This is a genomic window from Rhodoferax sp., assembly GCF_039922535.1.
Taxonomy (GTDB): domain Bacteria; phylum Pseudomonadota; class Gammaproteobacteria; order Burkholderiales; family Burkholderiaceae_C; genus Rhodoferax_B.
The window spans coordinates 1-14,996 of sequence record NZ_JBDTEM010000082.1 but is presented as its reverse complement, the minus strand read 5'-3'; the positions used below and the strand labels follow the sequence as shown (position 1 = coordinate 14,996).

Sequence of the window (14,996 nt, the reverse complement as noted above, 5' to 3'; positions counted from 1 at the left end):
TACATTACCGGCCGTTTTGGCTGATTCCCAGGCTTGCCCACTTTGTGTGGCCGCCAACCTCTTTGCAGGAGGCAACATCAGCAGGCTGGCGAAGCCAGTTCTGCGGTGTTCTTGAACCGTACCGTTGGCACTGTTCTGCATTTATTGATTTGGAGACTCTCATGCCCGATAAACATCTTTCCAGCCAGTTCGACAGCGAACTTAATGGCGTTTCCAGCCGCGTGATGGAGCTGGGCGGCCTGGTGGAATCGCAGATTCGCCAGGCGGTATACGCGCTGTCACAGTTCAGTGTCGAAGTGGCCGACCAGGTTGCAGAAACCGAGATTCGTGTGAACGGCATGGAAATCGAAATCGACCGCGAGCTGTCCAGCATCATCGCCCGACGTCAGCCCACGGCGCGAGATCTGCGTTTGCTGATTGCCATCTCCAAAACCACCGCCAACCTGGAGCGCGTGGGCGACGAGGCCAATAAAATCGCCCGTATGGCCAAGTCGATCGCCAATAGCAACTCGCCCCGCTCTTTGCCGACGCTGGACCTGCGCGTTTCGGCCGACATGGCTTCCGGCCTGCTGCGCAAGGCGTTGGACGCGTTTGCCCGGCTGGATACCAGCGCCGCGCTGGATATCCTGAAAGAAGACGACCTGATCGACCAAGAATTCGACGGCTTTGTGCGCAAGCTGATCACCTACATGATGGAAGATCCACGCACCATCACCGCCAGTCTGGATCTGCTGTTCATCGCCAAGGCCATTGAGCGTATCGGTGACCACGCCAAGAACATTGCCGAGTTCATCATCTACATCGTGAAGGGCGAAGACGTGCGCCACGCCACCGTCGCGCAGGTGGAGTCGGCACTGCAATGAAGACCATGCCCCGGGTGTTGATCGTCGAAGACGAGCCCGCGATTGCCGAGCTGATTGCGGTCAACCTGCGCCACAGCGGCTTCCAGCCCACCTGGGCGATGGACAGCGTGACGGCCCAGTGCGAGCTGGATGCCACATTGCCCGACGTGATTTTGCTGGACTGGATGCTACCCGGCGAAAGCGGCTTGTCGCTAGCCAAAAAATGGCGGGCCAACCCGCGTACCAAGGGCGTGCCTATCATCCTGCTGACTGCCCGCAGCGATGAAAACGACCGTGTGGCCGGCCTGGATGCCGGGGCCGACGACTACATTTCCAAGCCATTTTCGACCAAGGAAATGCTGGCCCGTATCCGCGCTGTGTTGCGTCGCCGTGCACCGGAGCAGGAAAGTGGCACCCTGCGCATCGGTGCCCTGGCATTGGATGCTGCTACCTACCGGGTCACGTACCAGGAGCAGGCGGTGAAGATTGGTCCCACCGAATTCAAGCTGCTGCAGTACCTGATGAAGAATGCTGAGCGCGTGCACTCTCGCTCGCAACTGCTGGACCGTGTATGGGGCGACCACGTGTTTATCGAAGAGCGCACGGTGGATGTGCACGTCAAGCGCCTGCGCGAATCCCTGGGCGCGGGTGGTGCCATGGTGGAGACGGTGCGCGGCGCGGGCTACCGTATCACGGCGCAGCCGGTGGCGGCCATACCCGTCCCCACTTCAGCCTCTGCAGTTTGATTCCCAGGGTGGTGGCGTGAAACGACTTTCATGGCTTGGGGTGCACTGCACCCGAGTCATGGAAAGTTAGTACACCGCCCGCATTTCCTTTTTTACCCTATGTGGTTTCGATTTTTAAGCTTTTTAGGTCTCCAACTGTGTGCAGGCCTGCTGGGCTGGCAGTGGGCTGCCTACTTTGGTGCACTGGTCGGTGTGGTGCTGGCGGGCATTTTCTGGATGCTGCTGGACGCTGTACGCGGCTTGCGTGTAATGCGCTGGCTGCGTACCGGCGAGGCCACGCAGGCCCCGTACATGCAGGGCTGGTGGGGTGAAATCACCGACCGCACCCGCCGTTGGCTGCGCCAGACACAGCAAAAAATGCTGGATGCCGAAACCCGACTGCAAGAGTTTCTGGCGGCCATCCAGGCCTCGCCCAATGGCGTGGTGCTGCTGGATGCGCAGGGGCGGATCGAGTGGTGCAACCACATCGCGGCCGAACATTTTGGCTTCGATGCCCAGCGCGACCTGCAGCAGCAGATTGGTAATCTGGTGCGCGACCCGGCGTTTGCCGCCTACTACGCCGATGCCGATTTTTCACGCGGCACCTTCATGCACGGGCGCGGCGGCACTGCCAGCCGTCCGGTGCGCCTGTCGGTACACCTGCACCCTTACGGTGATGGCCGTCGGCTGCTGTTGTCGCGCGACGTGACGGCATTGGAGCAGGCCGAGGCCATGCGCCGTGACTTCGTGGCGAACGTGTCACACGAAATCCGCACGCCGCTGACCGTGATGTCGGGCTTTGTTGAAACCATGCAGAGCTTGCCGCTGGACGAAGGCCAGCGCGAGCGTTATCTGGGCTTCATGGCCCAGCAGGCCCAGCGCATGCAAACCCTGGTGAGTGATTTGCTCACCCTGTCCAGCATTGAAGGCAGCCCGGCGCCCAGCAACAGCGAGTGGATCGTGTTGCGCGACCTGCTGGCCCAGTGCGCCCGCGAGGCGGAGGCTCTGTCGGGGATGGTGACCGCTGGACAGCCCAAGGCCCATGCGCTACGGTTTGGCCCCATGCCCGAGGGCTCCATCGCCGGGGCGTCAAGTGAATTGCTCAGCGCCTTGTCTAATCTGGTCAGCAATGCCGTGCGCTACACACCCGCCGGGGGGCGTATTGACGTGCGCTGGCAGCCTTTGCCCGATGGCCGGGCCGAGTTTTCAGTGAAAGATACGGGGCCAGGTATCGCATCTGAGCATTTGTCGCGCTTGACCGAGCGCTTCTACCGCGTAGACCCGAGCCGCTCACGGGAAACCGGTGGCACCGGCCTGGGCTTGGCCATCGTCAAGCACGTAGTGCAGCGCCACGGTGCCGAGCTGCGCATCGAAAGCACGCAGGGCCAGGGTTCCCGCTTTGCCATCGTCTTCCCTGCCAGCCGCTTGCGCGGGGCCGTGCCACAGACCGCCAGCATCCAGTAGATTGAATACTATCTAATTAATAGCTGCCTGCGCAGGTGCGGTGTGCGCTAGAGGCCTAAAAAGCTTATAAAAAGATGTCTGGATGACTTAGGGTTTTATGCGCTGGTAGAGCTGCACCGCTTCACCATTGTCTGCCCGCCGACGCACCCCCAGTTTGAGCAGCCAGGTGCTCTTGTCTACCGCTTTTGGCAATGGGCGCGCGGTGGTGACATCGACCAGCAACCAAGCGCACTGGGTGGTACCCCGAGCGGGCTTGAGGACCAGGCGGCCATGGAACTGGAACGCGGCAATTTGACCCCGGGTCAAGTTGTCGAACTCCACGCAGTCGGGCAGGGCGCGTCCGGGGCTTTGTGCGCGGATAACGCGGTCCACATTACGTACCAGGGGTAGGTAGCTGCGGCCAAAGTTCACAGCGGGCATGCCCAGCGTCATCAGCAGCAGCCAGCACAGGGCGGTGCCACCTGCGGGCAATACCAGGCTTTTCCAGATGGCAGAGCGGTGGCGGCCCACGCGCCATTTCACCAGCCAGACCCAGACCAGCGAGGCTGCAAGCGCCACCGCAAACGGGAACCATTCGAAACTCGGCATAAAACCGGGCAGCAAGCGGGCCAAGTTAGCGGCCGGCTGCTTGGGCACGCCGGTTTGTGCGGCCACCCAGACCACCCAAATGATCAGCGCAAAGATGGTGAAAAACAGCAGCGTAAACCAGTCCACCAGAGCGCTAACGGTGCGGCTCAGGGTGGGCAGGGCGAACGCGGCCAATGTGGCCATGGCGGGCAGGGCCAGCATCAGCGAGCGGTCGGCGGCATCGGTGGTCAGGGTGGCGGCCAGTGCCACGGCCACAAACCACAGCGGCAAGGCAAGGTGACGGCCGAAATTGCCACTGGTGAGTTGCCGCCGCCAGCGCCACAGCGTCCATACCGCCAGCGGCCACACGGGCCAGGTAAACCACAGCAGCAGCCGGGCCAGGTTGCGCAGGCTGGGCCAGTTGGTCTCGGGCAGGTCAATGCGCCAGCGCCATTGGTCCAAGGCCCAGGCCAAGGTTGCCACCGCCACCGTGACCATCAATACAGCCAGGCTCCAGCGCAGGCTACGTGGCGCATTGCAGGGCTCGCCAGGGTCTTGGGCATTGCGGTCCAGAAAGCACACCAGTGCGCCACCCAGGCCCAACAGTACCGCCATGGTAGGTGCACCTGACAGTGCCAACCCTGCCAAGCCCAGCACCACGCCAATGAGCGGTATCCCGGTGCGGTAGGGCATCGCCGCCAGTGCGAAGAAGCTCAGCGCGGTAAATGCCAGCTGCGCCAGCGCCGGAGTGGTTTCGTGCGACAGCTGCGCCATCCCCAGGCAGGCAATCATGGCCAGCAGGCCGCCATCGGCCATGGCCCGTGCGTAGTCGGCTGGCTTGGCTTCGCCGCCAAAAGCAAATGCGACCGGTTGGGCACGCGGGCTGCGGGCTAGGTAGTACACCGCATACCAGGTGGTGGTCAGCGCCATCGCCAGTAGCAGCATGAAGGGGATGCGCGCTACAAAATCGGTCGCCCAGCTGTGGGGGGCCAGTTTCACCGCCCAGGCTCCCAGCCAGTATGGCAACAGGGCTTCAATCTCCGGTGACTGGCCCTGCAAGGTGGGCTGCAACCACGCCGTGCTACCCCGCGCCAGTTCGGCAATGTAGCCAAACGTGGTCATGTCGTTGTTGCGCCAAGGTGCGCGACCGATGAAGCCTGGGAGTATGTAGGCCAGGCACAGCAGCCACAACGCGATGCGCGGCAGACGGCGGACGGCGCTTTGCGCGACGATGGCAGGGGTGGTTTGGTTCACAGAGCGGGAATGGTACGGCCAATAGTGCGGAGGACTTACGCAAATCCGCCTGATTGCCAAAGGGCATCAGGGGGATTTGTGTAAGTCCAAATGCAAAAAGGCAGCACGGATAAACCGGGCTGCCTTTTTGAGACGCAACGAGGTTGCGAGAAAACTTATTCTGCGGCGGCGACAGGCGCGGCTGCCACAGCAGCAGTGGTCTTGCCGAAACGGTTGCGGAAGCGCTCCACGCGGCCACCCATGTTGTCCACGGATTTTTGTGTACCAGTGTAGAAAGGATGGGATTCGCTGGAGGTGTCCAGCTTGTACAGCGGCAGTTCGCGGCCGTCTTCCATCTTGATCATTTCCTTGGCGTTAACGCAAGAACGGGTTACGAACTTAAAGTTGTTCGACAAGTCCATGAAGCACACGTCACGGTAGTTGGGGTGAATGCCAGCTTTCATTATTTCTTCCTTGTTCAATTGCGTTAGCCGCCCGGTGCCTTGGGAAATTCTTTACCCAATTTAAAAGCCCGGTACTTTTCGCGATTAGCCTTCGATTATAGCGCGGATTTTTTATCCGCCGCGGCGCATCATGTCGAAGAATTCATTGTTGTTCTTAGTGGACTTCATGTTTTTCAACATCAGTTCCATCGACTCGATTTCGTCCATGTTGTACATGAACTGGCGCAGGATGCGGCTTTTTTGCAAGATCTCAGGCGACAGCAGCAACTCTTCGCGGCGGGTGCCACTGCGGTTGAGCTGGATTGACGGAAACACGCGCTTTTCGTACAGGCGGCGGTCCAGGTGGATTTCGCAGTTGCCGGTGCCCTTGAATTCTTCAAAGATCACTTCGTCCATGCGGCTACCGGTATCGATCAGCGCGGTGGCGATGATGGTCAGCGAGCCGCCTTCTTCCACATTGCGGGCCGCACCCAGGAAGCGCTTGGGGCGCTGCAGTGCGTTGGAGTCCACGCCCCCGGTCAGCACCTTGCCGGAGGAGGGCACGACGTTGTTGTAGGCGCGGGCCAGTCGGGTGATCGAATCCAGCAGGATCACCACGTCTTTTTTCAGCTCGACCAGGCGCTTGGCACGCTCGATGACCATTTCGGCAACATGCACGTGGCGGGCGGCGGGTTCGTCAAAGGTAGAAGCGATGACTTCACCCTTCACCGAACGCTGCATTTCGGTCACTTCTTCGGGGCGCTCATCGACCAGTAGCACCATCATGTGGCTGTTCGGGTAGTTGGCGGCAATGGCGTGGGCCATGTGCTGCATCATCACCGTCTTGCCGCTTTTGGGCGGGGCGACGAGCAGGGCGCGCTGGCCTTTGCCGATGGGGGCCACGATATCGATGATGCGGCCGGTGATGTTCTCGTCACCCTTGATGTCGCGTTCCAGCTTCATCTGCTCTTTGGGGAACAGCGGGGTCAAGTTTTCAAACATGACCTTGTGCTTGTTGCTTTCGGGTGAGTCGCCGTTGACTGAATCCAGCTTGTTCAGTGCAAAGTAGCGCTCGCCATCTTTGGGCGTACGCACTTCGCCTTCGATCATGTCGCCGGTGTGCAGATTGAAGCGGCGCACCTGGCTGGGGCTGATGTAGATGTCGTCGGTGCTGGCGGTGTAGCTGGTGTCCGGGCTGCGCAGGAAGCCAAAGCCATCGGGCAGGATTTCCAGCACGCCATCGGCAATGATCTGCTCGCCGGTGCGGGCGCGCTTTTTGATGATGGCAAACATCAGCTCTTGCTTGCGCATACGGCCGGTGTTCTCAATTTCAAGTTCTTCGGCTTGCTTGAGGACTTCAGACACGTGCAGTGCCTTGAGTTCGTTTAAGTGCATGGATTGACTCCTGGGTGGAGTTCTGAGAGAGAAAAAAAGGGGGGAGGTTTTGAGGAGGCTGGAAGGGCCTCACAAACCGTGAACTCGAACCGACTTGCAGGATGGCAGGTGGGTGAGTGCTTTAATTATGACAGGAATAACTACCGGAAAAAACCAAGCCACCGCGAAGGTGGCTTGGTACGAAAGGCTTAGGCCAGTTGCTGGTCGATAAAAGCGGTCAGTTGCGACTTGCTCATGGCGCCCACTTTGGTGGCTGCCAGCTCGCCGCCCTTGAAAATCATCAAGGTAGGAATGCCGCGGATACCAAACTTGGCGGGGATGTCGCGGTTCTCGTCCACGTTCATCTTGGCGATTTGCAGCTTGCCTGCGTAGCCGGTGGCCACTTCGTCCAAAATGGGGGCAATCATTTTGCATGGACCGCACCATTCGGCCCAGTAATCGACCAACACGGGGGTGGTGGACTTTAAAACGTCCGCATCGAAAGTTGCGTCCGAGACATGTTTGATGAGTTCGTTGGCCATGGGGGTTTCCTTAAAACAGAGTGCCGAGACGACTAAAGTTGCGGCATTGTGACAGAAACCAAGAGCGCCTGTCGGCTACTACCGTGCTATCACAGACATAGCGAAAACCCATTGATCCATCTGCACCCATCTGCACCATCGCGTTAAATATGTCTAACTCTTTCGCCCCCCTCTGGTTTGCCCCCGGCACCGGCTTGCTGGCCCAGATACAGCAGGCCATGGCGCAGCGCCAGGCCCACCCTGCGCGCACCGTGGTCTTGCTGCCGTACGCGCAGCTCATGCCACTGGCGAACCGGTTTTGGGCGCAGGCCCAACCTGACGGATTTACCCCGCGTTTTGAGTCCACACTGAACTGGTCGCACGGCCTCGGCGGTACGGCTCTGGGTCCGCACGATCTGCGTTTTGACACCGCCATGGACATGCTGCAAGCCCCCGATCTGCTAGAGCGGGCCGGCCTGGGCGCACAGCGCGAGGCCTTGGCGGCGCGTCTGGTCGAAGCCGCCCACCAACTGGCCCCGCTGGTGGCCGCCGTGACGCCGCCACAGCGTGCCGACTGGGCCGCCCGGGCCCGTGACGCAGTGGGTTTGGGCATGGAAGCCCCGGTGCTGGCGCTGGAATGTGTAGTGGCCCGCATCGCGCTGGAATGGGCTGCCGCCTCCAGCTACGCCACCGACGTGCTGTGGAGCGACACCGTGCCCGCCGCGCTGGACTGCATCATCGTGCTCGACGGCTTCCAGACCGATCCACTCATCCACGCCCTGTGCGCCGTCTGGGGCGACAAGGTGACCCACCTGGTGTGTCCCGTGCCACCGCCAGCGCCCATGCCCGCCTTGCACGAGGCCCTTGACTCCGAAGACGAAGCCCAGCGCGCCGCCGCCTGCGTACTGCGCCACATCGAGGCTGGCCGTACCCCGGTGGCCCTGGTCGCCACCGACCGCCTGCTGACCCGCCGCATCCGCGCCATGTTGGCCGCACAGCAGGTGCGCATCCGCGATGAAACTGGTTGGAAGTTATCCACCACCCGCGCCGCTGCCCAGCTGGTGGTTACGCTGCGCGCTGCCCGCTGGGATGCCAGCAGCGATGCCGTGCTGGACTGGCTGAAAAACGCCCCCGCGTTCCGCCCCCGCACCGTGCAAACACTGGAGAAAGCGCTGCGCAAAGCCGCCGTGCAAAACTGGTCCGCCTGGAGCCCCGAGGCCACGCCGAACCAGGCCGCCGTGTCCGATGCGGTACGCCTGGCCAACGGCCTGCGCGCCAGCCTGCAAGCCGCCCGCCCGCTGGTCGCCTGGCTGGCTGCCGTGCGCGCCTTGCTGCAGGCCAGCGGCCAATGGGCCGCGCTGGAGGCCGATGCCGCCGGGGCCAAACTGCTCTCGGCCCTGCGCCTTACCGACGGGGCCGAGGCCGAATTTGCCGACTTCCCCCACGCCGCTCGCCGCCTGCGCCTGGCCGAGTTCAGTACCTGGGTGGGCGACGCACTCGAGGCCGCCAGCTACGTGCCCGACCATCCGCAGGACGAGCAGGTGGTGGTGCTGCCGCTGAGCCAACTGCTGGCCCGGCCCTTTGCCGCCCTGGTGCTACCCGGTTGCGACGAGGTGCGCCTGGCCGTCTCGCCCGAGCCGCCCGGTGCCTGGACCGCCGCCCAGCGCGAAGCCCTGGGCCTGCCGTCACGCACCGTGCTGGAAGCCGCCGCCCGCGCCGCCTGGGCCAACGCCTTGCAAACCCCGTGTACCGACGTGCTCTGGCGGCAAAGCGATGCTTCTGGCGAAACCCTGCTTGCAAGCCCGCTGGTGCAGGCGCTGCGGGTGAGCGAAGCACCTTCGTTGGCGGCCGACCCGCGCATTCCCCGCAGCCTCACGCCACTGCCCAGCGAACGGCCTTTGCCGGTGGGTGCCGCGCTGCCGATCACACGCTTGTCGGCCAGTGCCTATGAAGATTTGCGCCGCTGCCCCTACCGCTTCTTCGGCCTGCGCCAACTCGGCCTGCAAGAGCCACAAGAGCTGACCGGCGAGGTGGATAAGCGCGATTTCGGCACCTGGCTGCACGCGGTGCTAAAAACCTTCCATGAGGCATTAAATATGGCTCCAGCGCAATCGCTACCTGCACGGGTAGCTATGATTAACGCAGCAGCAGAACAAGTCACGCAAGACATGCACCTGGAGCCCGGCGAGTTCCTGCCCTTCGCCTCCGCCTGGCCCCGCGTGCGCGATGGCTATCTGGCGTGGCTGGCCCCGCACGAAGCCGCGGGCGGCCAGTTCGAGCAGGCCGAAAGCGCGCTAGAGCTGCCGTTGGGCCCCATCACTCTGATCGGCACCATCGACCGCGTTGACCAGGTGCATGCCGATGGGAGCACCACCGCACTCGTCATCGACTACAAAACCGAAAACGCCCAGGCCACCGGCAAACGCATCCAGCAGCCGCTGGAAGACACCCAGCTGGCCTTCTACGCGGCGCTACTGCCACACGACACCCTGCGTGCTGCCTACCTCAACGTGGGTGAAAAAGACGGCAGCCAGTTGTTCGAACAGACCGAAGTGGTGGAAGCCCGCGACGCGCTGATCGGCGGCATTTTGGACGACATGCAGCGCATTGCCGATGGGGCGACTTTGGCGCCGTTGGGGGAGGGTGCGGCGTGCACGTTTTGCGCGGCGCGGGGCCTGTGCCGTAAGGATTGGTGGACGGCGTAGAAAATCTAGGTGCTATTTAAAATGTAGCTTTTGACGAAGGTGCTATGTGCGCTGGTGGTCTAAAAAACATCTAGTCCTGCAGGTTCTCGTAGCCTTTCAATCAGCCGCAAGACGCTACGGCGTGCGGGCTTTGTGCTGCGTTGGTCTCGCGTTATCAATTTGGTAGGCTCGTTATTCTGCAATTTGACCTGGTTTTTTGGCAGCAGACGCTTATCGGAATCGACCTGTATCAATTTGAGCCAGCCAATGAATATTGACACCAACAAGAAAATCACACCGCTATCTCGTACATCAATGACCTTCTTGTATGCGGTCGACTTCGTTGTCCTGTGCTACTTTCTTTATGGTGCATACCATGGTCAACTTTTACTTCCCAGTAATCACGGTTTGTTGGCTTTAACTGGTTGGAAGGCTTGGCTTACTTGCCTGTTTCCAGTTTCATTTATAGCCGGATTTGCTATTGGCTTTGACCCCGCAATTGAATTACCTGACGGCGTGCGACGTGTTCTCATGTTCTTGATATTGATGGCGGGGGGCATGTCGTTGGTTGTCCCCGAGTTGCTGGCGGTCAGTCGGTGACGGTGAAAAGCAGACGAGCAAGAACAACCAGCTAGGGGCGAGGGTCAAATCTTGTTTCTTGCCCATTTCCTCAAATGAAACCCAACATGCAATTAAAAAATAAATAGCCAAATGTGCCTCCAGCGCATATATCGTCTGCGCAGGCAGCTATTAATTTAAAAGTAATCCAGCGCCCTTTCCGAAGGCGCAACGGTGCGGCCCCCAGACTTTGGACTGGTTTCAGCCCGCCGCTTCCCCACCACCCAACCCCCCACACTCCTCCAACCACCGGCAAAACGCCAGCGCCTGCGGGTTCTGCGCCGCGTGTGGAGGGCGGATCCAGTAGACGTTTTTCAAGTCGATCTCCAGCTCTGGGAAAGGCCGTACCAGCAGGCCGCCGTCTAGCACGTCGCGCAGCTGGTGCGGGTTGCCCAGTGCCACGCCCATGCCTTGGATGGCGGCTTGCACGGCCAGGTGGGTGTGGTCGAAGGTGAGGGTGTTGGCGGGGCGCAGCTGGGGTTCGCCGGCGGCGGCCAGCCAGTCTTGCCAGAACAGGGGGGTGGATCGGCTTTGCAGTAGCGTGTGTTGACCAAGGTCGCGCGGGGTTTGCAGTGCCAGCGTACCGTGGGCCAGTTGCGGACTGCACAGGGGGGTCAGCGACTCGGGCAGAAAGGCCTCCATCTGCACGCCCTGCCATTTGTCTTTGCGCAGCAGCTCGGCGCGTTCGATGTCGTACATGCAGCGGATGGACACATCAAAAGCCGCCGGGTCGAAGTCGAACGCCTTCACCGTGGTGGACAGCTGCACGTCCACATCCGGCACCTCGGCACAAAACGCGGCCAGCCGGGGGATCAGCCACTGGGCCGACAGCGAAGCCATGGAGTTGACCGACAAGGTGTTGCGCCGCGTGGGCTGGGCAATGCGTGCTGTTGCCTGGGCCACCAGGTCGAAAGCGCTGCGTAGGCTGGGCAAGTAGGCTGCGCCCTCGGCCGTAAGCCCCAGGCCCCGGCCACTGCGTTGCACCAGTGGAACGCCCAGCCATGTTTCCAGTGCCTTGATCTGGTGGCTGACCGCACTTTGCGTGACATGCAGCTCTTGCGCGGCCAGGGTCACGCTCTCGCAGCGAGCGGCGGCTTCAAAAGCCCGCAGCATGTTCAAGGGTGGCAGACGGCGGGTGGTGGTCTTGGCATGAGTTGAATTCATGGGTTTGGCGGAATTTCTCGATAGTTATGCAGCCTAGATACCACTAGCATAGCGCCACAGTGCAAATCACCAAATCACCAAATCAGTAATTAAGCTCATTAGTGACGGGTTACTGGCGAATGCTTGCCATGGCCTAAACGCTGTGTCTGGGTGCCTCGCACAAATGCTTTACCCTTGGACTCTGACCGATAAGGAATTTCCCCTTGCTCTCCCCATCTGCCTCCAAAACCGTTGTATTTGACCTGGGTGCCGTGCTTTTGCACTGGCAGCCGACCGAGATCGTTCAGCACGAGCTGCCTCTGCACGCGCCCAACACCGCCGCCGCACAGGCGTTGTGTGCGGGCATGTGGGAGCCATGGGCCGAATTTGACCGCGGCACGGTTGAGCCCGCACAGTTGGCATACACCCTTGCTGCGCAGAGTGGGCTAGAGTCGGCGGACTTGCTGCGCTTCATCCACGCCATCCCCAACCACCTGCACACCAAGCAAGACACCGCCGCGCTGCTGCCACGCCTGCAGGCGCAGGGGCACCGGCTGGTGTACCTGTCGAACATGCCGATCCCGTACGCCGACCTTTTGCTGGAGCGCGACTTTTTTGACCACTTTGAAGACGGCATTTTTTCGGCCCGCGTCGGACTGATCAAGCCGGAACATGGCATCTACGCGCTGGCCGAAACCCAGTTTGGGCTGACCCCCGCCGACACCGTGTTCATCGATGACAACGCCCATAACGTGGCCACAGCGCACGCACGCGGCTGGCAGGCGATCCAGTTTCTGGACGCGGCGCAGTGCGAACGCGACTTGGTGCAACTGGGTTGGCTGGAAGACAACAAAGCTTGATATGAAAACAAATACGCTCCCTAACATTGCGCGCTCTGCGCCCCCCGCCGAACATCGTTTCGGCCTGCATTTGTCCGCCGAATGGCGGGTGTTTGCGGCTTTCTTCATGTACTCGTTTGGCCTGGGCGGCATTTTTCCCCGGCTGGGCGAGATCCAGCGCGGCATGGGCGTGGGCGAGGGCGCTTTGGGCCTGGCGCTGATCGGCACCGCAGCGGGCACGATGGTGTCACTCACCTTGGCCAGCCGCGTCCTGGAGCGCCTGGGCTACCGCCGGGCGTTGTTAATGCTAACGCCCCTGATTGCGCTGTTTTTTGCCATCGCCAGCTGGGCTACCGGGCCGTTGGCACTGTTCCTATGCCTGGTGCCTGCGGGCATGTGCGTTGGCCTGGTGGAGGTGGTGGTGAATGTGGAGGCCGACCGGGTCGAGCACCAGTTGGGCCGCCGCATCATGAACCGCGCGCACGCCTTTTGGAGCTTTGGCTTTTTTACCGCCGGTCTGGCGGGCGCGGGCATTGCGCAGCTGGGCATCAGCCCGCAACTGCACCTGGCGCTGATGGCGCCGGTGTCGCTGGTGGCCACGTGCCTGCTGCTGGGTCGATTCAGCCCCGCGCCGTTGCGCGAAACCACCACCGAGAAGGCCCCGCACTTTGCCCGGCCCACCTGGGCCATCATGGCGCTGGTCTGCGTGACCCTGTCGGCCATGCTGCTCGAAGGCGCGGGCGCGGACTGGTCGGCCATCTACATGCGCAACGTGTTTGAGGCCGATCCCTGGATGTGCGGGCTGGCGGTGGCCACGGGCATGTTGACCCAGGCGGTAACGCGGTTTTATGCCGATGGGCTGGTGGAGCGTTTCAGCCCCGTGGTGTTTGCCCGCTGCCTGCTCACGGTGCTGGGCTGCGGTGCCTTGCTGGTGGTGCTGGCCCCATCGCCTGCGCTGGCACTGCTGGGTCTGGGGATGATGGGCGTGGGCACCAGCGGCATCTTTCCGCTGGCCATGTCGGCTGCAGCGCAGCGCACCGACCGGCCTGCCGCTGTCAATGTGGCGGCGCTGGCGCAAATCTCGTTTGTGGTGTTTCTGCTGGGCCCGCCCTTGCTGGGCCAGGTGGCCGAGCACTTTGGTATCCGCAGCCTTTACGGCGCCTGCCTGCCCTTTGTAGTTTTGAGCCTTTTGGCTGCGGGAGCGCTGGGTAAAAAGAAGTGACCCAGGCCGCCTACGAGCACAACGGCAGGTCGGTAGAACGGGCGGCGTTTTACGCCATTGCCTGCGACCCCCGGCGCAGCATCGCAGTGGAGGCCTGCGCGGGCGCGGGCAAGACCTGGATGCTGGTGTCGCGCATTCTGCGGGCCTTGCTGGAGGGCAGCCTGGCCAAAGACGGCCATGGCGTGCAAGCCCACGAAATCCTGGCCATCACCTTCACCAAAAAGGCCGCCGGTGAAATGCGCCAGCGCCTGAACGAATGGCTGGTCGAATTCGCCCAGGCCCCGCCCGAAAAGCTGGCCGCCGAACTGCTGGCCCGTGGCGTGCCGCCCGCACAGATTGCGGCGCAGGCCCCGGCACTTCAAAATCTCTACCCCCAGCTCCTGGCCAGCGCCCGCCCGGTGCAGATACGCACCTTCCATAGCTGGTTTGCGGCTTTGCTGCGCACCGCACCGCTGGCGGTTTTGCAAGACCTGGGCCTGCCCGCCAACTACAGCCTGTTGGAAGACGACACCGAAGCCATCACCGCTGTGTGGGCGCGTTTTTACGCCACCGTGGTCGATAGCCCCAGCGCCCGCGCCGACTTCGAAGCGCTGGTGGCCGTCCATGGCCGCTTCCAGGCCCATAAGGCGCTGGGAGCCGCGCTGAATAAGCGTGTCGAGTTTGTACTGGCCGATGCGCAGGGCGTGGTGGATGCCTCCGTGCCGCCTTTTGATGCGCAGTTTCCCGCCTTTGCCGGGCTGGCCGCGCCGGAGGATTTGCTGTGGGCCCAGCGCCCATTGCTACAAGAGGCGGCAGGCAATCTGGGCCGCGCCAGCGCCGTCACGTTCTCGGCGGCAGGTAGTGCGCTGGAACAGGCTTTGACAGCCCACGATGCCGATGCCGTGCTGGCCGCCTTGTTGACGCAAAAAGGCACGGCCCGCAAGTTTGGCGAAAAGATTGTGGGCATCGCCACCGTGCGCGCCGCGCAAGAACTGGCGCTGCAGGTCGCCCAGGCCCAGCTGCAACACGCTGCCTGGGCGCACCAGCAGCGCATGGCCCGGCTCACCCGCGTGCTGATCGCCGAGCTGGCTTCGCTGAAATACGAGCGCGGCTGGGTCGATATGAACGACGTGGAGCGCGCCGCGTCGGTGATGCTGTCCGACCCCGTGCTCAGCGGCTGGGTGCAGGAGCGGCTGGACGCCAAAGTCAAACATCTGTTGATCGACGAATTCCAGGACACCAGCCCGTTGCAGTGGCAGGCCCTGCACGCCTGGCTCAGCGGCTACGCGGGAGCCGCCGGTGCACCCAGCGTCTTCATCGTGGGCGACCCCAAGCAGAGCAT

13 protein-coding genes are annotated in these 14,996 nt (G+C 62.1%); 8 read left to right on the top strand and 5 right to left on the bottom strand.

Annotation, left to right across the window (positions count from 1 at the left end; genetic code table 11):
- The first annotated feature begins 161 nt into the window (after positions 1-161).
- The 3 genes from phoU (at position 162) to phoR (ending at position 3,031) form a co-directional block, all read left to right on the top strand.
- Complete coding sequence (phoU, locus tag ABI213_RS03460; protein WP_348008366.1) at positions 162-863, top strand: phosphate signaling complex protein PhoU; 702 nt, start codon at positions 162-164, stop codon at positions 861-863.
- On the top strand, positions 860-1,588 hold the full coding sequence (gene phoB / locus ABI213_RS03455) for a phosphate regulon transcriptional regulator PhoB (RefSeq protein ID WP_348008367.1): 729 nt from the start codon (positions 860-862) through the stop codon (positions 1,586-1,588). Before phoU ends, phoB begins: the two co-directional genes overlap by 4 nt.
- Before the next feature lie 99 nt (positions 1,589-1,687).
- Positions 1,688-3,031: a phosphate regulon sensor histidine kinase PhoR gene (gene phoR, locus ABI213_RS03450; protein WP_348026118.1), complete on the top strand. Its 1,344-nt coding sequence runs from the start codon at positions 1,688-1,690 to the stop codon at positions 3,029-3,031.
- A gap of 87 nt (positions 3,032-3,118) precedes the next feature.
- Here phoR and ABI213_RS03445 read toward each other — a convergent pair whose 3' ends face one another.
- From ABI213_RS03445 to trxA, 4 genes are all read right to left on the bottom strand, one after another.
- On the bottom strand, positions 3,119-4,852 hold the full coding sequence (locus tag ABI213_RS03445; protein WP_348008384.1) for a hypothetical protein: 1,734 nt from the start codon (positions 4,850-4,852) through the stop codon (positions 3,119-3,121).
- Between the two features lie 155 nt (positions 4,853-5,007).
- The gene (locus ABI213_RS03440) at positions 5,008-5,295 is read right to left on the bottom strand and encodes a type B 50S ribosomal protein L31 (RefSeq protein ID WP_348008383.1); all 288 of its coding nucleotides are present in this window, start codon (positions 5,293-5,295) and stop codon (positions 5,008-5,010) included.
- 111 nt (positions 5,296-5,406) lie between these two features.
- Positions 5,407-6,669: a transcription termination factor Rho gene (gene rho / locus ABI213_RS03435; RefSeq protein WP_348026116.1), complete on the bottom strand. Its 1,263-nt coding sequence runs from the start codon at positions 6,667-6,669 to the stop codon at positions 5,407-5,409.
- A gap of 188 nt (positions 6,670-6,857) precedes the next feature.
- Positions 6,858-7,190: a thioredoxin TrxA gene (gene trxA / locus ABI213_RS03430; RefSeq protein ID WP_295951001.1), complete on the bottom strand. Its 333-nt coding sequence runs from the start codon at positions 7,188-7,190 to the stop codon at positions 6,858-6,860.
- A 149-nt stretch (positions 7,191-7,339) separates the two neighbouring features.
- Between trxA and ABI213_RS03425 the strand changes: the two genes are divergently transcribed.
- Both ABI213_RS03425 and ABI213_RS03420 read left to right on the top strand, forming a co-directional pair.
- Complete coding sequence (locus ABI213_RS03425) at positions 7,340-9,874, top strand: PD-(D/E)XK nuclease family protein (RefSeq protein ID WP_348008381.1); 2,535 nt, start codon at positions 7,340-7,342, stop codon at positions 9,872-9,874.
- A 246-nt stretch (positions 9,875-10,120) separates the two neighbouring features.
- Entirely contained in the window at positions 10,121-10,453 is a 333-nt protein-coding gene (locus tag ABI213_RS03420; protein WP_348008380.1) for a hypothetical protein, read from the top strand.
- 219 nt (positions 10,454-10,672) lie between these two features.
- On the opposite strand, the gene ABI213_RS03415 is transcribed toward ABI213_RS03420, so the two are convergent.
- Complete coding sequence (locus ABI213_RS03415; protein WP_348026114.1) at positions 10,673-11,635, bottom strand: LysR substrate-binding domain-containing protein; 963 nt, start codon at positions 11,633-11,635, stop codon at positions 10,673-10,675.
- Between the two features lie 203 nt (positions 11,636-11,838).
- Here ABI213_RS03415 and ABI213_RS03410 point away from each other — a divergent pair, with 203 nt between their 5' ends.
- From ABI213_RS03410 to ABI213_RS03400, 3 genes are all read left to right on the top strand, one after another.
- Entirely contained in the window at positions 11,839-12,474 is a 636-nt protein-coding gene (locus ABI213_RS03410; protein ID WP_348006964.1) for an HAD family phosphatase, read from the top strand.
- A 1-nt stretch (position 12,475) separates the two neighbouring features.
- Positions 12,476-13,675: an MFS transporter gene (locus ABI213_RS03405; RefSeq protein WP_348006963.1), complete on the top strand. Its 1,200-nt coding sequence runs from the start codon at positions 12,476-12,478 to the stop codon at positions 13,673-13,675.
- Positions 13,672-14,996 (top strand): UvrD-helicase domain-containing protein (locus ABI213_RS03400; RefSeq protein ID WP_348026112.1); only part of this gene is annotated, 1,325 nt, incomplete at its 3' end. The genes ABI213_RS03405 and ABI213_RS03400, both read left to right, overlap by 4 nt.